The organism is Citrobacter braakii, assembly GCF_002075345.1.
Lineage (GTDB): Bacteria > Pseudomonadota > Gammaproteobacteria > Enterobacterales > Enterobacteriaceae > Citrobacter > Citrobacter braakii.
In genome coordinates this window covers 260282-285901 of record NZ_NAEW01000006.1, presented here as the reverse complement: position 1 = coordinate 285901, position 25620 = coordinate 260282, and the positions used below count along the sequence as shown (strand labels likewise).

Annotated in this window: 26 protein-coding genes and 3 tRNA genes; 14 read left to right on the top strand and 15 right to left on the bottom strand. The window is 52.4% G+C overall.

Features of this window, described 5'->3' with window-relative positions; genetic code table 11:
- Positions 1-5 precede the first annotated feature (5 nt).
- Positions 6-1451, top strand: a complete 1446-nt coding sequence (locus BZK42_RS15440) for a tagaturonate reductase (RefSeq protein ID WP_080859407.1) — start codon at positions 6-8, stop codon at positions 1449-1451.
- Positions 1452-1556: 105 nt separating this feature from the next.
- On the opposite strand, the gene opgB is transcribed toward BZK42_RS15440, so the two are convergent.
- The 6 genes from opgB to BZK42_RS15410 all read right to left on the bottom strand — a co-directional run bounded on the left by opgB (position 1557) and on the right by BZK42_RS15410 (position 7284).
- A complete protein-coding gene (gene opgB, locus BZK42_RS15435; RefSeq protein ID WP_080859406.1) occupies positions 1557-3848 on the bottom strand; it encodes a phosphatidylglycerol--membrane-oligosaccharide glycerophosphotransferase in 2292 nt (763 codons plus the stop codon).
- Between the two features lie 230 nt (positions 3849-4078).
- A complete protein-coding gene (locus BZK42_RS15430) occupies positions 4079-4570 on the bottom strand; it encodes a YjjA family protein (protein ID WP_016151586.1) in 492 nt (163 codons plus the stop codon).
- A 70-nt stretch (positions 4571-4640) separates the two neighbouring features.
- Positions 4641-5378 (bottom strand): replicative helicase loader DnaC, encoded by a 738-nt coding sequence (gene dnaC / locus BZK42_RS15425; protein ID WP_080859405.1) that lies wholly within the window; start codon positions 5376-5378, stop codon positions 4641-4643.
- Positions 5379-5380: 2 nt separating this feature from the next.
- A complete protein-coding gene (gene dnaT / locus BZK42_RS15420; protein WP_016151588.1) occupies positions 5381-5920 on the bottom strand; it encodes a primosomal protein DnaT in 540 nt (179 codons plus the stop codon).
- Between the two features lie 123 nt (positions 5921-6043).
- Positions 6044-6517: a threonine/serine exporter gene (locus BZK42_RS15415; protein WP_016151589.1), complete on the bottom strand. Its 474-nt coding sequence runs from the start codon at positions 6515-6517 to the stop codon at positions 6044-6046.
- Entirely contained in the window at positions 6508-7284 is a 777-nt protein-coding gene (locus BZK42_RS15410) for a threonine/serine exporter family protein (protein WP_080859404.1), read from the bottom strand. The genes BZK42_RS15415 and BZK42_RS15410 overlap by 10 nt, the downstream gene beginning before the upstream one ends.
- A gap of 458 nt (positions 7285-7742) precedes the next feature.
- On the opposite strand from BZK42_RS15410, the gene BZK42_RS15405 reads away from it, so the two are divergent.
- Both BZK42_RS15405 and bglJ read left to right on the top strand, forming a co-directional pair.
- The gene (locus BZK42_RS15405; protein WP_080859403.1) at positions 7743-8468 is read left to right on the top strand and encodes a response regulator transcription factor; all 726 of its coding nucleotides are present in this window, start codon (positions 7743-7745) and stop codon (positions 8466-8468) included.
- Entirely contained in the window at positions 8429-9106 is a 678-nt protein-coding gene (gene bglJ / locus BZK42_RS15400) for a DNA-binding transcriptional activator BglJ (protein ID WP_047414508.1), read from the top strand. The genes BZK42_RS15405 and bglJ overlap by 40 nt, the downstream gene beginning before the upstream one ends.
- A 54-nt stretch (positions 9107-9160) precedes the next feature.
- On the opposite strand, the gene BZK42_RS15395 is transcribed toward bglJ, so the two are convergent.
- Positions 9161-9622, bottom strand: a complete 462-nt coding sequence (locus BZK42_RS15395) for a YbaK/EbsC family protein (protein ID WP_016151593.1) — start codon at positions 9620-9622, stop codon at positions 9161-9163.
- A gap of 365 nt (positions 9623-9987) precedes the next feature.
- Here BZK42_RS15395 and BZK42_RS15390 point away from each other — a divergent pair, with 365 nt between their 5' ends.
- Positions 9988-11331 carry a PTS sugar transporter subunit IIC gene (locus BZK42_RS15390; protein ID WP_080859402.1) on the top strand — a complete coding sequence of 448 codons (1344 nt, stop codon included), beginning with the start codon at positions 9988-9990 and terminating at the stop codon, positions 11329-11331.
- 29 nt (positions 11332-11360) lie between these two features.
- Here the strand turns inward: BZK42_RS15390 and fhuF are convergent, their stop codons facing one another.
- Together fhuF and BZK42_RS15380 are read right to left on the bottom strand one after the other, a co-directional pair.
- A complete protein-coding gene (gene fhuF / locus BZK42_RS15385) occupies positions 11361-12149 on the bottom strand; it encodes a siderophore-iron reductase FhuF (protein ID WP_047414505.1) in 789 nt (262 codons plus the stop codon).
- Between the two features lie 108 nt (positions 12150-12257).
- The gene (locus BZK42_RS15380; RefSeq protein ID WP_016151597.1) at positions 12258-13334 is read right to left on the bottom strand and encodes a GGDEF domain-containing protein; all 1077 of its coding nucleotides are present in this window, start codon (positions 13332-13334) and stop codon (positions 12258-12260) included.
- 216 nt (positions 13335-13550) lie between these two features.
- Between BZK42_RS15380 and BZK42_RS15375 the strand changes: the two genes are divergently transcribed.
- Positions 13551-13826, top strand: coding sequence for a DUF1435 domain-containing protein (locus tag BZK42_RS15375; protein WP_019078313.1), 276 nt, complete (start codon positions 13551-13553; stop codon positions 13824-13826).
- 39 nt (positions 13827-13865) lie between these two features.
- Here BZK42_RS15375 and BZK42_RS15370 read toward each other — a convergent pair.
- The 4 genes from BZK42_RS15370 to rsmC all read right to left on the bottom strand — a co-directional run bounded on the left by BZK42_RS15370 (position 13866) and on the right by rsmC (position 15421).
- Positions 13866-13951, bottom strand: a tRNA-Leu gene (locus tag BZK42_RS15370).
- Between the two features lie 31 nt (positions 13952-13982).
- Positions 13983-14068 (bottom strand) — tRNA-Leu (locus BZK42_RS15365).
- Positions 14069-14096: 28 nt separating this feature from the next.
- Positions 14097-14183: transfer RNA gene (locus BZK42_RS15360), tRNA-Leu, on the bottom strand.
- A gap of 209 nt (positions 14184-14392) precedes the next feature.
- Entirely contained in the window at positions 14393-15421 is a 1029-nt protein-coding gene (gene rsmC / locus BZK42_RS15355; RefSeq protein ID WP_080859401.1) for a 16S rRNA (guanine(1207)-N(2))-methyltransferase RsmC, read from the bottom strand.
- A gap of 103 nt (positions 15422-15524) precedes the next feature.
- On the opposite strand from rsmC, the gene holD reads away from it, so the two are divergent.
- From holD to BZK42_RS15315, 8 genes are all read left to right on the top strand, one after another.
- Positions 15525-15938 (top strand): DNA polymerase III subunit psi, encoded by a 414-nt coding sequence (gene holD / locus BZK42_RS15350; protein WP_003837254.1) that lies wholly within the window; start codon positions 15525-15527, stop codon positions 15936-15938.
- A complete protein-coding gene (gene rimI, locus BZK42_RS15345) occupies positions 15907-16353 on the top strand; it encodes a ribosomal protein S18-alanine N-acetyltransferase (RefSeq protein WP_005123887.1) in 447 nt (148 codons plus the stop codon). Before holD ends, rimI begins: the two co-directional genes overlap by 32 nt.
- Before the next feature lie 14 nt (positions 16354-16367).
- Positions 16368-17048: a pyrimidine 5'-nucleotidase gene (gene yjjG, locus BZK42_RS15340; RefSeq protein ID WP_016151600.1), complete on the top strand. Its 681-nt coding sequence runs from the start codon at positions 16368-16370 to the stop codon at positions 17046-17048.
- A 92-nt stretch (positions 17049-17140) separates the two neighbouring features.
- Entirely contained in the window at positions 17141-18730 is a 1590-nt protein-coding gene (gene prfC, locus BZK42_RS15335; RefSeq protein ID WP_016151601.1) for a peptide chain release factor 3, read from the top strand.
- A gap of 305 nt (positions 18731-19035) precedes the next feature.
- Positions 19036-19653 carry a molecular chaperone OsmY gene (gene osmY / locus BZK42_RS15330; RefSeq protein ID WP_016151602.1) on the top strand — a complete coding sequence of 206 codons (618 nt, stop codon included), beginning with the start codon at positions 19036-19038 and terminating at the stop codon, positions 19651-19653.
- Positions 19654-19780: 127 nt separating this feature from the next.
- Positions 19781-19942 (top strand): DUF1328 domain-containing protein, encoded by a 162-nt coding sequence (locus BZK42_RS15325; RefSeq protein ID WP_003019081.1) that lies wholly within the window; start codon positions 19781-19783, stop codon positions 19940-19942.
- 245 nt (positions 19943-20187) lie between these two features.
- Positions 20188-21261 carry a patatin-like phospholipase family protein gene (locus BZK42_RS15320; protein ID WP_016151604.1) on the top strand — a complete coding sequence of 358 codons (1074 nt, stop codon included), beginning with the start codon at positions 20188-20190 and terminating at the stop codon, positions 21259-21261.
- Complete coding sequence (locus tag BZK42_RS15315) at positions 21258-22034, top strand: metal-dependent hydrolase (RefSeq protein ID WP_053389011.1); 777 nt, start codon at positions 21258-21260, stop codon at positions 22032-22034. The genes BZK42_RS15320 and BZK42_RS15315 overlap by 4 nt, the downstream gene beginning before the upstream one ends.
- A gap of 32 nt (positions 22035-22066) precedes the next feature.
- On the opposite strand, the gene BZK42_RS15310 is transcribed toward BZK42_RS15315, so the two are convergent.
- Both BZK42_RS15310 and BZK42_RS15305 read right to left on the bottom strand, forming a co-directional pair.
- Complete coding sequence (locus BZK42_RS15310; protein WP_046275499.1) at positions 22067-22930, bottom strand: YjjW family glycine radical enzyme activase; 864 nt, start codon at positions 22928-22930, stop codon at positions 22067-22069.
- Positions 22902-24452, bottom strand: coding sequence for a YjjI family glycine radical enzyme (locus BZK42_RS15305; RefSeq protein ID WP_080859400.1), 1551 nt, complete (start codon positions 24450-24452; stop codon positions 22902-22904). The genes BZK42_RS15310 and BZK42_RS15305 overlap by 29 nt, the downstream gene beginning before the upstream one ends.
- A 261-nt stretch (positions 24453-24713) precedes the next feature.
- Here BZK42_RS15305 and deoC point away from each other — a divergent pair, with 261 nt between their 5' ends.
- The gene (gene deoC, locus BZK42_RS15300) at positions 24714-25493 is read left to right on the top strand and encodes a deoxyribose-phosphate aldolase (protein ID WP_211280441.1); all 780 of its coding nucleotides are present in this window, start codon (positions 24714-24716) and stop codon (positions 25491-25493) included.
- Positions 25494-25620: the final 127 nt, after the last annotated feature.

The following is a 25620-nucleotide window of genomic DNA, read 5'->3' as shown; positions in this document are numbered from 1 at the left end:
ATGCGATGAAGACATTGAATCGACGTGATTTTCCGGGTGCCAGTTACCCAACGCGCGTGATCCAGTTTGGTGAAGGGAATTTCCTGCGAGCGTTTATCGACTGGCAACTGGATATCCTCAACGAGCAAACCTTTCTGAACGCTGGCGTGACCATCGTTCGCCCGATCAATAGTGATTTTCCACCGTCGCTGAATACCCAGGACGGGCTGTATACCACGCTTATTCGCGGTCTAAACTCGCAGGGCGAAGCGGTGAGCGAGGCGCGGCTTATCCGTTCGGTGAATAACGAAATCAATCCGTATCAGGACTTCGCGGCGTATCTGGCGCTGGCCCACAATGCGGATATTCGCTTTGTGTTTTCAAATACCACCGAAGCCGGAATTAGCTATCACGCGGCAGACCGGGTCGATGATGCGCCGCCGGTAAGCTTTCCGGCTAAACTGACACGTCTGCTGCTGGAGCGTTTTAATCATTTTGAGGGCGCAGTGGATAAGGGCTGGGTCATTATCCCGTGCGAGCTTATCGACTATAACGGTGAGGCGCTCAAAACGCTGGTACTGCAGTATGCGCAGGAGTGGCAGCTTCCCCCGGCGTTTGCCGACTGGGTGGCGACGGCAAACACCTTCTGTTCCACGCTGGTCGACCGCATTGTCACCGGCTACCCGCGAGAAGAAGCCGCCGCGCTGGAAGCTACGCTTGGCTATCACGATGCGTTTCTCGATACCGCGGAGCATTTTTACCTGTTTGTGATTCAGGGGCCGCAGTGGCTGGCGGAGGAACTGAAGCTGGCGCAGTGCCCGCTGAACATTCGGGTAGTGAGCGATATTAAACCGTACAAAGAGCGTAAGGTCGCCATTCTCAATGGCGCGCATACGTCGTTGGTGCCGGTGGCCTGGTTGTGTGGTCTGGAGACCGTCGGCGAAGCGATGCAGGATGCCGATGTCCGTCACTTTATCGAGCGGGCGATTAGCGAGGAAATTATACCGGTATTGGATCTCCCGGCGGATGAACTGCGTGAATTTGCCGACGCGGTGAGCGGGCGTTTTCAAAACCCCTACATTCGTCACCAGTTGCTTTCCATTGCGCTTAACGGGATGACCAAATTCCGTACCCGAATTTTGCCGCAACTGCTGGCGGGCCAGCAAAATGGGCGCTGGCCCGTGCGGTTAACGTTCGCCCTTGCGGCGCTGCTGGCGTTTTATCGCGCAGAGCGGGAGGGAGAACGCTATCCGATACAGGATGATGAGCAGTGGGTTAGCCTGTATGCCAGTCTGTGGCCGCGAGTTGGCAAAGATTTAACGCTGCGTGAACTGGTGGATACTGTGCTCGGCGATGCGGCGCACTGGGGGGAAGATTTGACGTTACTGCCCGGGTTTGCCGGGCAGGTGACGGCAAACCTGGAAATGATTCTGGTGCAGGGGATGCGCCAGGCAGTGAAAAGTCTGGAATAAGGTTGCCATGCAGCGCCCGGTGTGGTGTTGGGCGCTGTTTTTTTTCAGACAATAAATGCGGCTGGCTGTAAGGCTGATAAGCGAAGCGCCATCAGCCATTTCATGTTACGAGCCCTGAGCGACCACTTTGATTTCAACCATCCCGATCCCCAGCTTACGCGGCGAGTGGCCGAGAATATTGCCCTCGTTGGTGGCGACCGGATCGGGCGGGACAATCACCAGCGTATCGGCATCTGCCGGGTTATCAAAATGCAAGGTAGTGGTAGTGACATCATGGCCTAACACCAGCGTCTGTTCCTCGTGGCCAACTCGCACGGGAATAGGACGATTGGCGTTGTCGCCGAAGGCTTTCGCGGTGATGACCAGATCGAATTTCTTCGGCAGCGGGGCCTTGTACTCGATGGTCACCTCTTTGCTGAGCTGCGCATTGGACCAGCGCCCCCAGGATTCGGGGCGTGATATGCCGCTAAACTGTTTAACCTCTTCCGGCGCGCCCGCCACGTTGAAGACGAAGCTGTCGGCTTTGTAGCGAATGTCGTTATCGACAATTTTCAGCGTATCGACGTTACCTTTGTAGCGCTCCATGTCGATCACCGTGTCTTTAAACACGGTTTTACTTTTCCATTTGGCTTTGTCGACGTGCTGCACGATTTGCTGTCCGCCTAACTGGCCTTGCGATACGCACCAGTCGGTGGAGAGCGCCAGCTCCGGGGCCCATAGCTGCGCCATTTTGTAGCAGCGATCAACCCAGACAAAGTTATCTCGCGGCGCGAAATCTGCCAGTTGGAAGCGCAGCGGGGCCGAGTATTCGCTTTCCGGCAGCGGCTCGACGCGTTTGTCCGATACGCGCAGCAACAACGGCAGGCGGAAATGGCTGCCGGAGAAAGAGATCATGTTTTTGTCCTGGTCGACGGTGAACTCTTTCATCTCTTTCGGAAAATTCCACAGGCGAATGATATCGGGCTTCCACGCCAGCATTTTTTCTTTGATGTTCAGGAACACTTCAGACACGGATTCGCTCGACAAACTGCTGCGGCCAAGACCTATAAAGTTATCGCCACCGAGAATATCCAGTACCGTTGCCCCGTTATCCATCGTGTTACGCTTCACCGCCAGCGTCTCCTGCTGTGGCTGGTCGCCGCGCAGCACGAAGAACAGGTTGTTGCGATCCTGCTTGTTCAGATACTTCCATGCGGTGTTGTTCATCGCCAGATGATCGGAAGAAACCACGATGACGGTATCTTTGAACCACGGTGAGGCTTTGATCTTATTGATAAATTCGGCAATGTTTTCCTGGCTGCAGCTGACCGCGCTGAAGGATTGGTTGGCCTTCCCGTCGATGTCATAACGTTTACGGTTGCAGCTACGTGAGATAAATCCATCTGGATGATGGGTATCCACAGTCAGCGTAAACAGTGAAAAGCGCTGGCCCGAACGTGAAAGCTCTTCGAATTTTTTCCACGCTTCATCCAGCACGGTATCGTCGTAGAAGCCCCAGTCGTTGCGATAGGCTGGGTCCGCAACCACGCTTTTTAACTCTTCCGCACCGTACAGATGATCAAAACCGTGAGATTTCAGGAACACGTCTTTGCCGGCAAAGCGCAGGTTGGCTCCCTGCACAAAGTAGTTTTGATAGCCGGAGTTTTTCAGGATATCGCCCAGACAGATATTGTTGGGGAAGAAGCTGGAGACCGATGCCGAGGCGTTGCCTTCAAACGGCGCAAACAGCGGAATACCGCACTGGGAGGCGACCATGCCAGCGATGGTGTAATCGGTACCCGGAAGTTGCATGGTATTGCTGAAATCCAGACCTTCGTTTTTCAACGCACCGAGTTCCGGGGTCAGATCCGGGAACGCGTCGTTGTTAAAATAGGTGCGCTCGAGGCTTTCGCCATAGATATAAACCAGATTCAGCTTCGGGTTGGGAATCGTTTTTGACGGCTCTTTATAATAGGTTGGGAAATCCGGATCGCCATCGCGCGACTGCGACTTTACCAGTTCGGTTATCTGGTGAAACGCCGGGCTGGCGTCTACGGAGGCCAGCGCCAGCAGCAGGGCCAGCAGACTGTAACCCACATGATGCGGATGATGGCGACGGCGGCGCAGAATCCAGCCGAGAGCGACAAAAACGGTCGTCAGGGCCAGCGCAATCCCGACGCCAGGTAAGATATATTTTCCAATTCCCGCGCCGGTCAGGCTATTGGTCAGCGTGTACAGAACCGCGTCATTGATACCGTCGCCGGTGAAATAGTCACTGGCATACAGCGTGATATTCAAGACAATAAAAATCCCCAGCACCGTTAACGTGGCAGCAAACCACCAGGTGTTGCGACCCGCTTTCCAGGCGTAAATCAGCACTGAAGCGAGAAACAGAGTAATGGAGATGAGTTCTGACAACGATCGATCCTCAGTAAACCGGGCAAACGCCAGGCAGGCTAATGATTTTGGGAAAGCACAATGTAATAGCGATGTTGCATTGCTGCAATTGTAGTGACATTAAATTACGTTGTTATTCAGAATTGGTTTAGATATGCGTGTTTTTTGCGGGGGATTTACTGATTATTTGACGTGTGAATTTTATGGGGAGCAGGTTGATGCCGCGCAGGGTATACGCGGCATGTCGTGCGTCAGGAAATGAAGTTCATACCCTGTTTTAACACGAGATCGCAGGCCTTGGTTTTTACCTGCTTCGCCAGCGAGCTGTTGCCAATTGTGTTCAGGTCCAGTTGTTGACCATCTTTGGCGTTGAGCAGCCCCTGAATGCCGTCCATATAGTTGGTGTCTTGTTTCTGCTCCGGAGCACTGAGGCCCAGTTTATCCAGCACCTGGTTTTTGACGTTTTGCGTGTCGGTGACCGAGGCCAGTTTCTGTTTCGCGCAATATTCCAGGATCCCGGCGGCGTTATTCATGCTGCTGGAGGTCAGCGACTGATTGCTGCCATTCAGTAGACTGGTCAGGGAAGAGAGCGACGAGCCGCCCTGCGAGCCGGAGCTTTGTTTGCTCAGTTCGCTGGCCGCGCTGGAGAGCGAATCCTGCCAGGAGGCGGCGAAAACGCTGGTCGAGATGAGCGTGCTGGCGGCAAGCGCACAGCACAGCAGACGTTTGGTTGTTTTCATCATTATATGCAACTCGTGTTATGCCTTTTCAGCGCAGTATAGCGCCGGCAGTCTTAGGAGTGGTCCTAATACGTTAATACTCTTTACCGGTTACCCGACTACGGTAGCTTTCCCAGTTAAAAATCACCCACAGGCTGTTGCCAAGGCGCATACGGTCCATTACCCGCTCGCCCAGCAGTTTGTTCATTTCATCCATATTGCTGTTGGTCAACATACCGGTCGGGCGTTTTGAAGACGAGCGGCGATCGACGATCTGGTTGATGATCACCTTTTCATAGCGGGATTCGGTCTGCACGCCGATTTCGTCGATCACCAGCAAATCGACATTGCTGAGATCGTTGAGTAGCTGTTCTTCGCTGGTTTCACGGTTGCTGAAGGTATCTTTCATGGCTGACATAATGTCCGCAACGGTGATAATCAGCACCGACTTGCCGCGCAGCAGCAGTTCGTTGCAGATAGCGGCGGCCAGATGGTTTTTGCCGGTGCCGGGCTTGCCAGAGAAAATAAAGCTGGCGATGTTGCCGTCAAACTCTTCAACGTACTGGCGAGCTTTGCTCAGGGCGTTCATCTGACCTTCGCATTCCACCCGATAGTTATCGAACGAACAGTTCTGATGCAGTGGACGAATACCGGAACGGTTGAATGTGCGCTGCATTTTCATGGCTCGGTTTTCACGGGCCAGCGCTGCGGCGCGAATTTCACCTTGCTCTTTTTGCCATGCCAGCAGCTCCTTGCCCGTTTTAAAGGCTGGCTCGACATTAGCCGGCATCATTTTTTGCAGACGTTTCATCAGGTCGCCAACGTTTTTCATCGTTATCCTCTAAAACCCGGTGGAATATGGTTGTCAGGCTCGCTGACACTGTTCACATCGCGCTTCGGCATTCCGCCATTGCTGGCCCGGCCAATCTGGATGCTGCGTGCCAGTTTTTGCTGCCACTGAATATGGTGAAAGACTTTGCCTTCGGCCTGCCAGTAGGCGACAAATGAGGCTAGTTCCTCGGCGGTGACCGGTTCTCTTAACGCCACGCCCCACAGGGCGGCCTGGCGCTGAAAGTCGGCATCGGGCTGCCAGTCAGCGTACATCGCAAATTTCCCCATTGGCACGACAACAGGAGCGGTTTGCGGCTCTTCATAAAATTGTGCATCCAGCGTCACATCGCTTCCCGGGCGTGACAGTTTCTCTTCAAGCGCCAACAACTCGGCCAGTCGTGCAGGCGTCACCGCGTAAAATGCTGGCGCGTTATTGGCGAATACGGCTACGGCACCGCCCGCGGACCTGGCCAGCACCGTATGGTGATCGTGTAGTAAGGCGTCAATGCTAGTGACGTCCGGCGTCAAAATTTTGCTGGGCATAATGTTTCTCAATACTGAACAACAACCGAGAAGGGGACTGCTTTTATAGTAACACAGAGAAGAAGGAGAGCAGCAGAAGAGGGGGCGATTCCCCTCTCTGCGAGGAGCAAACAAAGCGTGCCGCTAAACGCGCGGGCGTTTGCGATACAGCCATAATCCCGGTACGGATAGCCCGATGGAGAGCGCTCCGACAATCGATGAGGCTTTCAGGAAATTGGTCAACAGCGTGATCATCAGCGCTTCGCTGTAACCAAAATGGCCGATTTTTACCGCCGAGATCATGGCGGTATAGGCAGAGATCCCAGGGAACATGGGGATTACTGCCGCAACGGTGAAGACTTTCGGATGCGCCAGATACCAGCGTGACCACTGGATCCCAATGCAGCCCACCAGTAGCGACGCCATAAAGGTTGACCATTCGATATTAAATCCTGCGCTCATCATCACCATTCGTGAACCGTGGCCGAGTGCGCCGAGTAACGCGCACCAGGGGAGCGCCCGATGTGGTACGTTAAATACCATGGCAAAACCAAGCGCAGGTATTGCCGACAGGATCATGTCCTGCATTAGCGCCAAAATGAAATCGATCACGCCCATCCGCGCAGCCCCCATAAGGTCATCGACATGACTACGCCAATGCAGGTCGCCAGCGTCAGCAGACTGGCAATAGCCCAGCGAGCGAGCCCAGTATTAATGTGTCCCTTAAACATATCCGCGACGGAGTTGATCAACGGAAAACCCGGAACCAACAGCAGCACGCTGGCGGCCATGGCGATGGTTGGAGTGTGGTTAAACGTCGGCAACGTCAGCAGCAGACCAGAAATCGAGGTTGCCACAAACGCAGTAATGCAGAAGTTGATTTGCGGGTGCAAATGCCGGGACGCCAGAATCTGGCGAATATACATTGCCACCATACTGGCGAAAAAGGTGATCACCGCGCCATCCCATCCGCCATTATTGAGTTTACAAAAGCAGGCGCAGGACAAGCCGACCATAAAGGCGACCAACCATCTTGGATAGCGCAGCGGTTTAATCTGGCTAAAGCGTTTCTCAACGCCTTTAACATCCAGCAGTTTGTGTTCCGACAGAATAACGATGTGCTGCACCTCCGTCACGACGTGCATGTTAATTCCGCGATCCTGATTTTTTCGCGTTGAAGTCAGGCACTGCCCGTCTTTAATGGTGGTCAGGACGATGGCGTTAGAGGAGATAGCGCTTTCTACGCTATCCATGCCAAGCGCCAGCCCGAGGCGGGTGGATAGCTCGTCAACCAGCGCACTTTCTGCCCCATGCTGAAGTAAAAAAAGACCGCATTGAATACATAACCGTGTAACCGTTCGCTGTGACGACTGCTCTGTTTGCATGACTCGCTCTGACTGAAAAGGATCTCTTTGCGTGGCGGATGTCTTCTTTTTATCACGAAGCATGATCCTGTTGGCTCTGGCTAAGATCAATCTTTGCGTCGAAAAAAGATGCAGATCGTACGTCTGATGCGTTTGCACACCTCACTTGCTTATCAATAAAGACAGCGCTTATGAAAATGTAGTGTTATTTATCAGGATGGAAAATACGTAAGCAACGCTAACGATCTATTGTAGTTCTTTTAATTGTACAAAGAGTGTATTCATGAGTAATTATTGGCATGATGGTTCAATAGTTTGATGCTACTGGGATTGTAGCGGTATAACTTTGTTTATAAATAAAAGCCAAGGATAAACAATTCACCTCGTCTATTGTTTAGGGTTTCCTGTTAATTAATACTTTTAATTTATCAGGGGATTTTTAATAAGTGCGAATACGGACTGGTGAGTGTGGAGGAGATATGTTGCCAGGACGCTGCAAAAACGCAATTATTATTAGTAAATTACCGATCGTACAAACCGGACTTAAAAGTGTAATGCTGGGGCAGTTCGCTGATTATGAACTTACCTACTGCCGCTCCGTCGAAGAATTGACGTTGCTGCAGCTGCGTTGTGCCGATTTGGTGATTGCTGACTTATCCGGAGACTGTAATCATCCACGTTCAGTCTGCGAACAGTATTATTCTTTATTATCTCAATACCGCGATATTCATTGGATATTTCTCGTTTCTCGTGTTTTTTATCCGCTGGCCATTGAATTGCTGATGTGCCCTGTCAGTTCGCTGTTATCTGATGCCGAGACGATTGAAAGTTTGGTGAATGTTATTCACGCAGGAAATAGCCGTGCCGAGAGAATTAGCAAGTCTCTGCTCTCTCCGCCCCTGATGCCAGAATTAGCAGACCATAGCGCCCGCTCAATTGTACTTACCCTCTCGGAGAGGAAAGTGCTGAGACTCCTGGGAAAAGGTTGGGGAATTAATCAGATTGCGACATTGCTGAAGAAAAGCAATAAAACGATCAGCGCCCAAAAGAACAGCGCTATGCGTCGCTTGTCGATACATAGCAATGCAGAAATGTACGCCTGGATAAACAGTTCTCAAGGATCGCGAGAATTGAATTTACCTTCAGTTTATGGAGAAACCACGGAATGGAAAGCCGAAGCATCAAAAGAAACGTTGCGCTGGTAGAGAAGTGCGCGATGAGTAGCGTCGGTATTAAGAGCCTGTTTAATACCATGCCGGATAACCAATACGAACTTCATATCTTTTCGAGCCAGCCTGCATTTAGTCAGGTGATGTTAAAAACGTCGTTTTCGGCGGTTATTTTCTCCCTCTCTGCAATCAGAACCGATCGCAGGGCCGGGTTAGCTTATCTGACGGAATTAGCGGTAAATTTTCCGCGTATTCGCCGGGTGGTGATTGCTGATGATGACGCTGAAGCGCGATTAATCGGCTCTTTGTCGCCGTTGCCGTTAGATGGCGTTGTGAGCAAATCTTCTTCATTAACGGTACTGCAGGACGCGTTATATACAGTATTGAACGGTCCCAACCGGGGAACCGAAGGTTCTAAAAACCATTGGTATATCAATCAAAGCCGTATGCTCAGTCCAACAGAACGAGAAATACTGCGCTTTATGTCGAATGGCTATTCAATGCCGCAGATCGCTGCTCAGTTAGAGCGGAATATTAAAACCATTCGGGCACATAAATTTAATGTGATGTCCAAGCTGGGCGTGAGCTCAGATGCCGGACTGCTGGATGCTGCAGATATCCTGCTGTACCTGCGTGCAGGTGAACCTGCACCTTTTCTACAGGCGGCTTCTTAGCGGGTAATGTTAGATCGTTTCGTGCCGGGTTTCGTTATCGGCACGGAACGTGAATCATCCCTGACACACATCCACCCAGGTGGCGGAAGTCAGCTCAGCCATCCTTTCTGGCGTGATACGAACGGCGCTGTGGATGGCGCCTGCGGCGGGAAGCACTTCAGCGTAATGCTTCAACGAAACGTCGCAGTATACCGAAATCGGCGTTTCCAGTCCGAAAGGGCAAACACCGCCAACGGGATGGCCCGTCGCGTTCACTACTTCATCGCTACTCAACATACGGGCTTTGGCACCGAAAGTGCTCTTTAGCTTTTTGTTATCCAGTCGGGCATCACCTTTGGCGACGACCAGAATAATGTCGTTCTTGACCTTCAGCGAAAGCGTTTTCGCGATCTGGCCTGGTTCGACGTTATGGGCTTTCGCTGCCAGATCGACGGTAGCTGTGCTCTGATCTAATTCGATAATCTCAATATCTGGTGCATATTGCGCTAAAAATTGGCGTACAGATTGCAAACTCATTCTTCTCTCCAAATCGCCTACAGGCAGCTCCATCCAGCAGAAAACCGCATGGCGTAATTTGTCATAGGGGCAAGCTCGCTGTAAATATTTTAATGTAACAACATGGCAACATTGGCAGTTTTTCGATCGTCTTCACAATCAAAGAAACCGGTTACAGTAACCGGTTGCAGAATGCTCAAATGGCGATTAATACTGAAGTTGTCACTTCCTCTGTATTACATAATAAGAGCCATCTATGAAACTGAACTCAAAATGCAGTAGCGCTGGCGTTCCTCCTGGCACGGTTGCGAAAAGTAGTAATGGGCTTTACGTGGTGGTGTTGACACCAGCACGGTTGCAGGGTTTTGCACAACGGGAGAACGGCTATGTCTACTAATAATGCTGTGTTTAATGTGATTTTCCGCTTCGTTGAAAATTACGTCAGCCCTGTTGCCGGGCGCATCTCTTCACAACGTCATGTGATGGCTATCCGTGATGGGTTTATTTCGGCGATGCCCTTTATGATCGTAGGCTCGTTTCTGCTGGTTTTCGCCTATCCACCTTTTTCTCCGGATACCACCTGGGGGTTTGCACGTGCGTGGCTGGATATGGCGAAACAGTTTGAAGGCCAAATCCTCACACCGTTTGATATGACGATGGGGATCATGTCAGTCTACATATGTGCGGCTATCGCTTATAACCTGGGCAAGCACTATGTGAAGTCACATCAGCTAGATCCCTTCATGTGCGCGATGCTATCGATCATGGCTTTTTTGCTGATTGCTGCACCGAAAACCAAAGGCACTATGCCGGTTGATAGCCTGGGCGGTACGGGGATTTTCACTGCCATCCTGGTGGCTATTTACTGCGTTGAAATGATGCGCTTCCTGAAGGCGCACAACATCGGCATTCGTTTACCCGATCAGGTGCCGCCGATGATCAAAAACTCCTTCGATCTGCTGATCCCTGTGCTGGTGGTGGTACTGACGCTGTACCCGCTGAGTCTGGTGATTCAGTCGCAGTTTGACATGCTGATCCCGCAGGCCATCATGGCCATCTTTAAACCACTGGTGTCTGCAGCGGATTCTCTGCCAGCGATACTGCTGGCGGTGCTGATCGGCCATCTGCTGTGGTTTGCGGGTATTCATGGCGCGGCAATTGTGTCGGGAATGCTGCAAATGTTCTGGCTCACCAATCTCGGGATGAACCAGTCGGCGCTGGCGCAGGGCGCGCCTTTACCGCATATCTTTATGGAAGCGTTCTGGACGTTCTTTATTGTGGTTGGAGGTTCCGGCGCGACGATGGGGCTGGTGATTTGCTATCTGCGTAGCCGTTCGGCCCATCTACGATCGATCGGGCGTTTGAGCATTGTCCCGAGCATTTTTAATATTAACGAACCGGTGATTTTCGGTACGCCGATTGTCATGAACCCAGTGTTCTTTATTCCCTTCCTGCTGGCCCCGATGGTGAACGCAGTGCTGGCCTGGGCGGCGATGAAGCTGGATTTGATTGGGCGGGTGATTTCAGTGGTTCCCTGGACGGCCCCGGCACCGGTTGGCGCGGCATGGGCGTTAGGCTGGGATTATCGAGCGGCCATTCTGGTTGTCCTGCTGGCACTGGTGTCTGCCGTCATCTACTTCCCATTCTTTAAGGTTTACGAAAAGCAGCTATTAGCGCAGGAAAAAGAAGAAGCACAGCGTATAGAAGAAGAAAATCAGCAGGTTGCATAACTGACGGGCGAGGGGCTACGGCTCCTCGCTTACTTCAGCGTGCAGTCACCGCATTGCTGGACATCGGGCAGGCGATAGCGCTGGCAGCAGGTTCTGCGCACTAACAGTCCCTCGCGCGGAACAACGGTACGCCACAGGGGATTATCCTGACCGCAGGAGAGTTGCTTCTCAAAAAAACAGGTCTGGCGCAGTGTGGTCAGCAGTTCTTCACCTAATAACGGCTTCATTTCCGTTAAATACCAGTGAATTAAATATCCGGTGTTGCTCCAGATAAGCTTCGCATTGATCTCGCCTGTCGCTTCCAGCGCCTGCACAACCGGCGTCAGCGCCGAGAGAATCAGCGTTTCCATGCGTTGCTGAGGAGACTGGGCCGTGACCTGGTGATCCTGATGTACGTCGATCCAGAAGCAGGCAGCACGGCCTGTTTCGTGGAATTCTACGTGCATGTGTTCAGGAGAGACATCGATGGCCTCTTTTTGCGTCAGCAGGGCCACCATGAGCGGAGGCATCATCAGGCCGATATACCACTGCGCCCAGAGAGATATCAGCGGCTTATTTTCGCGTGGCAGCGTGGGCTGATTGCGATAAATATGGTCTGAATAGACAGCCAGCAATGAACTTAGCGTCGTTGATTGCGTCCATTCATGTAGCGTCATCGCACCTGGCACGGGCGTTTCGTCAAGACGAATGAAGTCCAGCAGGTGCTCACGGGTGTTGGCTATCGTTGCGCGTACGGCAGCAGCCAGCGAGGGCATCTTTGCAGGCAGAGGGCTACGCCAGATGACATCTTCAACGATCGGTGCGGAACGATAAGCCATGTCGATATAAGGATGTTAATCTTAATGATAATGATTGCTAATCCTATAATTGACATTGAGCGATGGCAAGATCTTTGTCGCCATCCCGGGAGACACCGCACAGATAGCTCAGGCAGAAGGGCAGTTTACCCGCAGGTCATCGCTAACCAGCGTACTGTTGCGCCCAAGGCTCTTGGCCTCATAAAGGGCTTTATCCGCTCGGGCAACAGCGGCATCAATATCCTGCTCGACCAGAGGCGCAATACCAATACTCACGGTTACGTTGGTTGCCACGCTCTCGTTAAACATGTGAGGAATTTTAAGGTCGTACACCTTCTGGCGAATACGTTCGGCGGCAGCCTGGGCCTGCTGGGGATCGACCGCGGTCAGCAAAACCATAAACTCTTCCCCACCAAAGCGCGCCACCACGTCCCGGGAGCGCACGGAGTCACGAATCGCGGCAGAGACGCGGATCAGCGCCTGATCTCCCATCATATGACCGTAGTGATCGTTATAGGCTTTGAAGTGGTCGATATCCAGCAGCAAGACGTAGTGCTTCGCGTTGCTCAAGGCCAACAGCGTATCGAGTCGGTGTTGTAGCCCCCGACGATTGTACAAACCGGTTAGCGGGTCGAGCATGCTGAGTCCGTTCAGGGTTTCCCGTTCTTCCAGCAGTTTATACATCAGCTGCTGGGCGAAGCCATCGTAGCGCTTTTGTATCACATGCTGGATGGCGATCCCGGCCATGGGCAGCGCCATAAAATAGATAATTCGCAAACCATGCTCGCTGCCATTCAGCCATAAACAGACGGCGACGGAAGGCAATGAGTGAAGCGTAAACGCGATGATATTATTGGCAAAAGCGATAGAACCAATAAACAGCACGCTGAGAAGCGCGATTAATAGAAAATAATAATCATTATGACCCAGAGCGTTATATTTCAGGAAAATATGTAATGCCCATAGCAAACCAAAAACGATTGAAATAAAAGGAAGATTAATTCTTTTATCCACATATTTCCTATGCCATGCCAGCAACAATGTACTCATCACGAGAATCAGCAATGCCGGTACTGACAACGCTTTGACGGCAAACAGGGGAAAAAAAAGCGTAAACAGTGCGGAGACTGCGTTGAGCAGCAGAAATAATCGTAAAGAGAGTTGGTATTTTTTGGTGCGCAGAGCTCGCCAGGATTGTACTGTCATAGGTAAATATTGTTAGTTATCTGCAATGTACGAAGGTGTGTTGGTAAATAAAACAAATAACGAACGGGGTATCATTCGCAGAGGTTTTTATTGTTTTTAGTTGAAAAGCTAACCGGCGAGCAATTTATCACCTTAAATTATTCATGTCATCAATCGTTAAGTAAAACTCATATAATTGATAGTGCCTCCCAGCTGACAAATGAGAAAATTTATCATATGATATTGGTTATCATTATCAATGTCATAGGTGGTACCATGTTGCAACGTACGCTGGGCAGTGGATGGGGGGTTCTGCTGCCGGGAATACTGATTGCCGGGATGGCATTTAGCGACCTGTCGGTCTACGTATGGAAGGCGATGATTGTATTAGGATTACTGTTGACTTCACTCATGCTGTACCACAAGCGTTTGCGGCATTTTGTCCTGTTGCCTTCATGTGCGGCGCTGATCGGCGGCATTGTTCTGGTGATGATGAACGGGAATCAGGGATGAACAAAACAGGGAAGAAAATCGAGAGGGAAATAAGATAATTGGTGCGAGGGGGGGGACTCGAACCCCCACATCCTAAGGACACTAACACCTGAAGCTAGCGCGTCTACCAATTCCGCCACCTTCGCACAGTCATCTTATTTTTTGATATCGCCTCGTTGGTGCGAGGGGGGGGACTCGAACCCCCACATCCTAAGGACACTAACACCTGAAGCTAGCGCGTCTACCAATTCCGCCACCTTCGCCCAGTGCGAGCAATATCAACGTGGATTATGGTGCGAGGGGGGGGACTTGAACCCCCACGTCCGAAAGGACACTAACACCTGAAGCTAGCGCGTCTACCAATTCCGCCACCTTCGCATACCATCGACACTCAAAAAAGTATCGTTACCACGGAGGCGCATTCTAGTGGTTTTCAACTTTTCGTCAATAGTTAATTGCCCAGGACGCGCTTAATTGATGTAAAAATGGGCGCTAAACGCAGGCCGTGTAAACGAAGTGCCACCCCGCATTTAGCAAACCCTGCCGGATGGCGGTGCAGGCACCTTATCCGGCATGGGATGGCCGTTCTACTTCTTCGCCTGACGCGTCATGATGGTGCGATAGACCTTGAAGCGACCGGTCTGCGCGATAACTTCGTGGAAGCCAAACACTTCATCCAGTACCTTCGGATAAGGCAGGAAGGCGTTCGCCACGATACGCAGTTCACCGCCGCTGTTGAGGTGGCGCACTGCACCACGAATCAGCGTTTGCGCGGCATCGAGGCTGGTCTGCATCCCGTCGTGGAACGGTGGGTTGGAGATGATCATATCAAAGCGACCCGTCACGTCAGAAAAGACGTTACTGGCGATTACGTCTCCTTCAATACCGTTGGCAGCAAGCGTTGCGCGGCTGGCTTCAACGGCGGCGGCACTAACATCGCACAGGGTTAAGCGCACTTTTGGCGAGTGGCTGGCTAAGGCGACGGAGAGTACACCTGCACCGCAGCCGACATCCAGAACTTTGCCTTTGGTGTGCGGCGTCAGCGTGGAGAGCAGCAGTTGGCTGCCAACATCCAGACCGTCACGGCTGAATACGCCCGGCAGCGTTTTGATGGTCAGATTTTCGGTCTGGTATTCATCCCAGTATTTTTCTGCATCAAAGACCGGCTGTTTTTCCAGACGACCATGGTACAGGCCACAGCGACGCGCGCTGTCGACTTTGTTCAGCGGTGCGTATTCGGCCAGCATCTGCTCTGCGCTACGTACGCCGCTGCGGTTCTCACCAACAACAAAAATATCGGTGCCCACCGGTAACAGCGCCAGAATGTTCATCAACTGGAACTGGGCTTCCGGCTTATTCTTCGGCCAGTAGTAGATCAGCGTATCGCTATCGGCAACGTCATCGGCCTGCGCGACGAGGCTAAAGCGAACGTTGTCACCCATCTGGCGGTTAAGCACCTGCCAGTGGTGAAGCTGCTGAGTGTGCGCACGGCTGGCGGCGCATTCAAAATGGGCAGGCAGGTCATCCTGCAAATCACCGGCAAACAGAATACGGCTTTGTTCGAAATCATCACTGTGGCGCAGCAAGACTTCACTTGCCGGGGTAAAAGCAGACATGGAGTGCTCCTTAAATTGTACAGCGGGGGATTATAGTTGTTTGATGGCACGGATTCGACAAATTTGCTATATTTGCGCCCCTGATAGACAGGAGTGTTTCGCTATGACATCCCGACGAGACTGGCAGTTACAGCAACTGGGCATTACGCAGTGGTCATTGCGTCGTCCCGGCGCACTGCAGGGCGAGATCGCGATTTCAATTCCTGCGCACGTCCGTTTGGTGATGGTTGCTGCACAATTACCCGCACTAACCGAACCGTTGATGAGCGATATTTTACGCGCATTAACCGTCAGCCCGGATCAGGTTTTACAACTGACGCCTGACCGCGTCGCCATGCTGCCGCAGGGCAGTCGCTGTAATAGCTGGCGGCTGGGAACCGAAGAGCCGCTGCTGCTGGAGGGCGCTCAGGTCGAGAGTCCTGCGTTTAATGAATTACGGGAAAACCCCGCGGCCCGCGCCGCGTTATGGCAACAAATCTGCGCATATGAACACGATTTCTTCCCTCGAACCGACTGATTTACCTGCAGCATTTCAGATTGAAAAACGCGCTCACGCTTTTCCGTGGAGTGAAAAAACATTTGCCAGCAACCAGGGCGATCGCTACCTCAATTTTCAGTTGAGGGTTGACGACGTAATGGCCGCCTTTGCGATTACACAGGTCGTGCTGGATGAAGCTACGCTGTTCAATATTGCCGTCGATCCTGACTTTCAGCGCCGGGGCCTGGGGCGTGAGCTACTGGAATACCTGATCGATGAGCTGGAAAAACGTGGCATTTTGACACTGTGGCTTGAAGTGCGCGCCTCAAATGCTGCCGCTATCGCGCTGTACGAAAGCCTGGGCTTTAACGAGGCGACAATCCGGCGCAATTACTATCCGACGGCCGATGGTCATGAAGACGCCATTATAATGGCATTGCCAATCAGCATGTAAGACAAGGTGTAATGATGAAGAAGTGGGACTGGATTTTCTTTGATGCCGACGAAACGCTGTTTACGTTTGACTCGTTTACCGGCTTACAGCGGATGTTTCTCGACTATAGCATTACCTTTACCGCTGAGGATTTTCAGGACTACCAGGCCGTAAATAAACCGCTGTGGGTGGATTATCAAAACGGTGCGATTACCTCATTACAACTCCAGCACGCTCGTTTTCAGAGCTGGGCTGAACGCCTGAAGGTTGAGCCAGGCCAGCTTAATGACGCCTTTATCAATGCGATGGCGGAGATCTGCTCGCCGTTGCCAGGGGCGGTTTCTCTGCTCAATGCGATTCGTGATAAAACAAAAATCGGTATTATTACTAACGGCTTTACGGCGTTGCAGCAAATCCGCCTTGAGCGGACGGGGCTGCGCGACTATTTTGACCTGCTGGTGATTTCTGAGCAGGTTGGCGTGGCAAAACCCGATCCCCGTATTTTTGACCATGCGCTGGAGCAGGCGGGCAATCCTGAGCGTTCCCGCGTACTGATGGTGGGCGACACCGCAGAGTCCGATATTCTTGGCGGCATTAACGCCGGGCTATCCACCTGCTGGCTAAATACGCACCACCGCGAGCAGCCAGCGGGCATTCAGCCGACCTGGACCGTGGCGTCATTAAGTGAACTGGAGCGGCTCCTGTGTAAACACTGATTGCCTCCCCCCCGTTGATGGGTAAAATAGCCGCAATTTTTCGTATTCAACTTGCACGGCCTGTTGCCGTGCTTACCTAAGAAGATTTGACTATGACGTTGTCTCCTTATTTGCAAGAGGTGGCCAAACGCCGCACTTTTGCCATTATTTCTCACCCGGATGCCGGTAAAACGACAATTACTGAAAAGGTACTGTTATTCGGACAGGCGATTCAGACCGCCGGTACGGTAAAAGGCCGTGGCTCCAGCCAGCATGCGAAATCTGACTGGATGGAAATGGAAAAGCAGCGTGGTATCTCCATTACCACCTCTGTGATGCAGTTTCCATATCATGACTGCCTGGTAAACCTGCTGGACACCCCAGGGCACGAAGACTTCTCTGAAGATACATACCGTACTCTGACGGCGGTGGACTGCTGCCTGATGGTCATCGACGCCGCAAAAGGTGTTGAAGACCGGACCCGTAAGCTGATGGAAGTTACCCGTCTGCGTGATACCCCGATCCTGACCTTTATGAACAAACTCGACCGTGACATCCGCGATCCGATGGAGCTGCTGGATGAAGTCGAGAATGAACTGAAAATCGGCTGTGCGCCGATTACCTGGCCGATTGGCTGCGGTAAGTTGTTCAAAGGCGTCTATCACCTATATAAAGACGAAACTTACCTGTACCAGACGGGTAAAGGCCACACCATTCAGGAAGTGCGCATTGTTAAAGGTCTGAACAACCCGGAACTCGATGCCGCCGTGGGGGAAGACCTGGCGCAGCAGCTGCGCGACGAGCTGGAGCTGGTGCAGGGCGCGTCTAACGAGTTCGACCATGAGCTGTTCCTCGCGGGCGAAATCACCCCGGTATTCTTCGGTACCGCGCTCGGTAACTTCGGCGTTGATCATATGCTGGATGGCTTAGTGGAGTGGGCGCCTGCGCCGATGCCGCGTAAAACCGACACCCGCGTTGTTGAAGCCTCAGAAGAGAAGTTCACCGGCTTCGTGTTTAAAATTCAGGCCAACATGGACCCGAAACACCGTGACCGCGTGGCGTTTATGCGCGTGGTGTCCGGCAAGTACGAGAAAGGTATGAAAATGCGCCAGGTGCGCATTGGTAAAGACGTGGTTATCTCCGATGCGCTGACTTTTATGGCCGGTGACCGTTCTCACGTGGAAGAAGCGTATCCGGGCGATATTCTGGGTCTGCACAACCACGGCACTATCCAGATTGGCGATACCTTTACCCAAGGCGAAATGATGAAGTTCACTGGTATTCCGAACTTCGCGCCGGAGCTGTTCCGTCGTATTCGTCTGAAGGATCCGTTGAAGCAGAAACAGCTGCTGAAAGGGCTGGTTCAGCTGTCCGAAGAGGGCGCAGTGCAGGTTTTCCGTCCGATCGCTAATAACGATCTGATCGTGGGCGCTGTTGGTGTGCTGCAGTTCGACGTGGTGGTTTCACGCCTGAAGAGCGAATACAACGTTGAAGCGATTTATGAGTCTGTCAACGTAGCGACAGCACGCTGGGTAGAGTGTTCTGACGTGAAGAAATTCGAAGAATTTAAGCGTAAAAACGAAATTCAGCTGGCGCTGGATGGCGGCGATAACCTCACCTATATCGCGCCGACCATGGTTAACCTGAATCTCACCCAGGAACGTTACCCTGACGTTCAGTTCCGCAAAACGCGCGAACACTAATCGACCTTCAGGGCACGGTATCCGCCGTGCCCTACAACTTTTCCTATCTTTTAAATCCCTTGCGGAATGTTCTTAAAACCTCTCGTTTTTCTTTTGTTTGCACGTTTTTTAGTCAATCTGGACTGCGATCACGAAATCCTGAACTATATTTAACAATGTGATGACATAAATGTCGGCGTTAAATGCTTTTTAGGCTGCCTGTTGCAGCTTCTATTGCTGATATTTATTCCACTTACAAGATTAGTTGCTGGCTCAAGCCGTTTACGGCAGAGCGCAGCTTTTAGCAAACATACAGGAATACATCGATGACAATGACAGGACTTAAGATTTCTAAAACGCTGCTGGCCGTGATGCTGACCTCCGCTGTTGCAACGGGTTCTGCTTATGCAGAAAACTCCACGACGGATAAAACGCAATCCGGCGTCGAAAGTGCGGGGCAGAAAGTCGATAGCTCCATGAACAAAGTCGGTAATTTCATGGATGACAGCACCATCACTGCGAAAGTAAAAGCCGCGCTGGTGGATCACGATAGCATTAAGAGCACCGACATTTCCGTTAAAACCGACCAGAAGGTGGTGACGCTAAGCGGGTTTGTTGAAAGCCAGGCACAGGCCGAAGAGGCAGTTAAAGTCGCCAAAGGCGTTGAGGGTGTGACCTCCGTTAGCGACAAACTGCACGTACGTGATAGCAAAGACACTTCTGTAAAAGGCTATGCGGGCGATACGGCAATCACCAGTGAGGTAAAAGCCAAGCTGCTGGCCGATGATATTGTCCCTTCCCGCAAAGTGAAAGTTGAAACCACCGATGGCGTGGTACAGCTTTCAGGAACCGTTGAATCACAGGCTCAAAGCGATCGCGCTGAGAGCATCGCCAAAGCGATTGATGGCGTGAAAAGCGTCAAAAACGATCTTAAAACTCACTAATTAGACTTAATTCGTCCTCCCGACGTTTGTCGGGAGGCGTGTTGTGCACCACACTGAAAATATCGCCGATGGGCAGCCTGAGTGCTCATATCAAGCGGTGACATTAACTATGGTAAAGGAGAAGCGCATGTTTCGATGGGGCATCATATTTCTGGTTATCGCGTTAATTGCCGCTGCACTGGGTTTTGGTGGACTGGCGGGTACCGCTGCTGGCGCAGCGAAAATTGTTTTTGTGGTGGGGATCATTCTGTTTCTGGTCAGCCTGTTTACAGGTCGTAAACGGCCCTAGCGACATCCCCTTTATTCTTCAAGTTAAAGGTGCGTGGGCTACGCGTGCTCGCCCGTATCACTTACCAGAGTAAGCTGGTCGGGATTCACGCCCTTGCCGCCTTCTTGTGACTCGAATTATTTTGGGGATTAACCGTAAAGATAACTTGCTACTAAGCCAGTCCACCGGACTGGCTTTTACGGTTTTAGCATCAGGCAATTTGCGTTACTTTGTTGTTCTATTACAAAAACAACAGGAAGGCAGAGGTGGGGCAGAGAATACCCGTCACGCTCGGTAATATTGCGCCGTTATCGTTACGTCCGTTTCAACCAGGCAGTATGGCGCTGGTGTGTGAGGGCGGCGGACAAAGAGGCATCTTCACCGCTGGCGTATTGGATGAATTCATGCGCGCGCAGTTCAATCCTTTTGATCTCTTCTACGGGACCTCCGCTGGTGCGCAAAACCTTTCAGCCTATCTTTGTAACCAGCCGGGTTACGGTCGTAAAGTCATCATGCGTTACACTACCCGACGTGAATTTTTTGACCCGGTGCGCTTTGTGCGCGGGGGAAATTTAATCGATCTCGATTGGCTAGTGGATTCGACCGCGTCCCAGATGCCGCTGGCGATGGATAACGCCGAGCGTCTGTTTGCCGCAGGGAAATCGTTTTATATGTGCGCCTGTCGGGGCGATGACTACACGCCTGGCTATTTTTCGCCGAACCGGCAAAACTGGCTCGATCTTATTCGTGCCTCCAGCGCGATTCCAGGGTTCTACCGCGCAGGGGTTGCGCTGGATGGTGTGAATTATCTCGATGGAGGAGTCAGCGACGCCATTCCCGTGCAGGAAGCGGCGAAGCAGGGGGCAAAAACGCTGGTGGTTATCCGCACCGTGCCTTCGCAAATGTATTATACCCCGCAGTGGTTCAAGCGTATGGAACGCTGGCTGGGCGAAAGCAGCCTGCAACCGCTGCTGAATCTGGTCCAGCACCATGAAGCCAGCTATCGCGCGATTCAGAGTTTTATTGAGAAACCGCCGGGCAAGCTGCGTATCTTTGAGATCTACCCGCCCAAACCGCTCCATAGCATGGCATTAGGAAGCCGTATTCCGGCGCTGCGGGAAGATTACAAGACCGGACGCCTGTGTGGTCGTTACTTCCTGGCAACCGTCGGTAAGCTGCTGGCGAAAAATGCGCCGCTGCCTCGTCAGACGCCGAAGATTGTGGTGCCGGGACCGGTCGTGGTTCCACCTGCGCCGGTGGCTAACGACGCTCACGCCCCCGTGGTGACCAATGCGCCTCAGGCTAACGACACGACGTTTAATAATGAGGATTTGGCGTGAGTTATCGTTTTATTGATACGCATTGTCACTTTGATTTTCCTCCGTTTACGGGCGATGAATCTGCCAGTATTCAGGGCGCGACTGACGTCGGCGTGCAAAGCATTATCGTTCCGGCCACCCAGGCGGCAAATTTTTCCCGTGTACTGGCGTTAGCGGAAAATTACCCTCCATTGTTTGCCGCCCTGGGGCTGCACCCCATTGTTATTGAGCAACATAGCGATGACTGCCTGGAGCAGTTGCAGCAGGCGCTGGATAAGCGTCCGCAAAAGCTGGTGGCGGTAGGTGAGATTGGGCTGGATCTTTATCGGGACGATCCGCAATTCGATAAGCAAGAGCGGCTGCTGGAAGCGCAGCTTAAGCTGGCGAAGCGTTACGAACTGCCGGTGATCCTGCATTCGCGGCGCACTCATGACAAGCTGGCGATGCACCTGAAACGCCATGCTTTACCGCGAACCGGCGTGGTGCATGGATTTTCCGGGAGCGTGCAGCAGGCCGAACGTTTTGTGCAACTGGGCTACAAAATTGGCGTGGGCGGTACCATTACCTATCCGCGCGCCAGTAAAACCCGCGAGGTAATGGCGCAACTGCCGCTGGACTCACTGCTGCTGGAAACTGACGCGCCGGATATGCCGCTCAACGGCTTTCAGGGACAGCCGAATCGCCCGGAGCAGGTGGTCAGAGTCTTTGATGTCCTCTGCGAGCTGCGCCCGGAACCTGCGGATGTTATCGCTGATGCGCTGTATCGCAATACGACGGCGTTATTTGATTTTTAATTGCCGGACGACGGATACGTCGCATCCGGCAATTACAGGTACAGCGCCGGGAAGATCAAATTATCCACTCCGCGCTCGCGCAATCTTTGCGCCAGTTGCTCCACATCCTCAGGCGTGGCGCTCGGCCAGTCCTTCGCTTCGCCGTACACCCCGTGCGCATGAAAGGCATTTAGCCGCACCGGAACATCACCTGAACGTTTGATAAACGCCGCTAGTGCATCGATATGCTGTAGATAATCCACGTGGTCAGGAATAACCAGCAGGCGCAGTTCCGCAAGTTTTCCCTGCCCAGACAAAAAGGTAATGCTTTGTTTAATCAGCGTGTTATCGCGGCCAGTCAACTGTCGATGACACGCGCTATCCCAGGCTTTTAAATCGAGCATTACGCCGTCGCATACCGGCAGTAGTTTTTGCCAGCCGGTTTCGCTCAGCATGCCGTTGCTGTCTACCATGCAGGTCAGGTGTTGCAGCTGCGGATCGGTTTTGATCGCGTTAAACAGCGCCACGATAAACGGCAACTGGGTGGTCGCTTCGCCGCCGCTGACCGTAATTCCTTCAATAAACAGCACCGCCTTGCGAATATGCTGCAGCACTTCATCAACGCTCAGGGTTTGCGCCATCGGCGTGGCCTGCTGTGGGCACATGTGCAGGCAGGTATCGCACTGCTGACATACGTCGGATTGCCATCTCACTTTCCCCGCACTCAGGCTCAGCGCCTCATGCGGGCAATGCAGGACACATTCCCCGCAGTCGTTGCAGCGTCCCATCGTCCACGGATTGTGGCAATTTTTACAGCGCAGGTTACATCCTTGCAGAAACAGAGCCAGGCGACTGCCCGGCCCGTCGACGCAGGAGAAAGGAATGATCTTACTTACTGAAGCGCATCTGCTGTTCATGGCTAATCACGCGAGGTTGTCGTTCCAGAATGCGGGTATTGCGCGCGGCTTCTTCGCCCAGCCAGGTGGTGTTGGTGCGTGAACCTTCGGCGCGATATTTTTCCAGATCCGACAGGCGTACCATATAGCCGGTGACGCGGACCAGATCGTTACCACTCACGTTGGCAGTAAACTCACGCATCCCAGCTTTAAACGCCCCGAGGCACAATTGCACCAGCGCCTGAGGATTGCGCTTGATGGTTTCATCCAGCGTGAGAATGTCGCTGATCCCAGCGTGATAATACGCATGATGCGGCGCGACGGTTTGCAGGTGAGTGATCGGATCCGGCTCATCGCCGTAGGGCAGACGCGCGCCCGGCGTGGTGCCGATGTCAGAACTGATCCCTGACTGTGCGTGCAGCATTGCGCGCTGCTTCCAGCCAAATTTCACCGGGGTACTTTCTACAAACTCCGCCAGTTGGGCGCTGATGCGATAGCCGAGCTGATTGGCGACCTCATCTTTTCCGTAGCGAGCATTCTGCCCCGCCTTATCGCACAGCAGATTCACCGCCTCCGCCAGGCCATACATGCCGAACATAGGGACAAAACGTTCGGGATCAATCAACCCTTCCTGCACCAGGAAGCTATTCTCAAAGAAATGTGATTTTTCATAGAGGAATTCACATCGTGAATCAATGATGGCGATTTGCTGCTGGCAATAGTGCGGTAGGGTGCGCGTAAAGAAGTCATCGACAGAGGTGCTGCGCTCTGCGATGGCTTTCAGATTGAGCCTGACCAGCGTGCTTCCACCCCCGGCGAGCGGCAATGAGTTGTAACAGCTGACGACGCCATACTGACCTTTTGTGAAAATTTTATCATTTTCGGGGCCGTTGGAAATGTGCGGCTTACTGCACTCGCAGATATTTTTCGCCACGTTGAGCAGCAGGTCGTCAGGTGTAATTTGCGGATCATAAATGAACGTCAGATTAGGCGAAACCTGCTTTAAATCTGCATCTGCGCGTAAAATTGCACGGGTGACAGGCGTATCTGCGGGGCCGATATTGGCATGCATAAATGCGTCTGGCAGGGTTCTGTCGAGATAACGCCAGAAACGTTTTATTCGAATATCGATCTCATCTTGTGTTAGAATTCTAACATACGGTTGCAACAGAACGTCGAGCTGGCCGAGATAGACCGGCATCGAGGTGACTGACGGAACGTGGTGATACAGGATGGTGAGTAAGGATAACGCGTCATCAAGATCCCTGGCTCCTTCCAGTTCCAGCCATGAGGAACCGTTAGCCAGAAAACGCGCGTAGTCGGGTAAAACATAGCGCGGTTTGAACGGGGCATGACCTTCATACATATCGCAGATCACCCCGTCATCCAGCGCCTGGCGAGCCTCAGCAGGTAGTTGCGGGTAAGGCAGCGCGTTTTCAGCCTCCAGTGCCAGGAAGTGGCGTTTCTGCTCAGGGCTGAGCACCGGACTGGTCACGATTTGTTGGCAACGCTGTTGCAGCGCGAGTTCGCTTGAAGTGGGCATCGTTGATTCCTTTTTATCCCGAAGGTGTAACGCCATTGTAGAAAGCAACGCCGCCACAACCTTTGATCCGGATGCGCCTGATGCCACCGCATCCCTTCCTGAAAGGTGATTTATTTGAAGTAGATCTCATTAGAGTAATGCAAATCTGTATGTGGTTTTCATTAACTGTGATGTATATCGAAGTGTAATAGCGAGTGGATGTTAGAATACTAACAAACTCGCAAGGTGAAATTTTATACGGCGATGCCGTTGGAGAATGTTATGACCGATTTAACAGCAAGCAGCCTGCGTGCACTGAAACTGATGGACCTGACCACTCTGAATGACGACGACACCAATGAAAAAGTGATCGCGCTGTGTCATCAGGCGAAGACTCCGGTAGGCAACACTGCCGCTATTTGCATCTATCCGCGTTTCATCCCTATCGCGCGTAAAACGCTGAAAGAGCAAGGCACTCCGGACATCCGTATTGCAACCGTGACCAACTTCCCGCACGGCAACGACGACATCGAGATTGCGCTGGCTGAAACCCACGCGGCGATTGCCTACGGCGCGGATGAAGTTGACGTGGTGTTCCCTTACCGTGCCCTGATCGCCGGTAACGAGCAGGTTGGTTTTGATCTGGTTAAAGCATGTAAAGATGCGTGTGCGGCGGCAAACGTGCTGCTGAAAGTGATCATCGAAACCGGTGAGCTGAAAGAAGAGAGTCTTATCCGTAAAGCGTCTGAAATCTCCATCAAAGCGGGTGCTGATTTCATCAAAACCTCTACCGGTAAAGTGCCGGTAAATGCGACGCCGGAAAGCGCACGCATCATGATGGAAGTGATCCGCGACATGGGCGTTTCTAAAACTGTAGGTTTCAAACCGGCAGGCGGCGTGCGTACCGCAGAAGATGCACAGCAGTTCCTGGCGATTGCCGACGAACTGTTTGGCGCTGACTGGGCCGATTCCCGTCACTATCGTTTTGGCGCATCCAGCCTGCTGGCGAGCCTGCTGAAAGCGCTGGGTCACGGCGACGGTAAGAGCGCAAGCAGCTACTAATTACTCGTCATACTGCAAGCCGCAGGTGCGTTAGCTGCACTCCCTCACCCCAGTCACTTACTGTAGTAAGCGCCTGGGGATGAGCTTCCTTGCCGCTTCCTGCGACTCGAATTGTTTAGAGTAATCA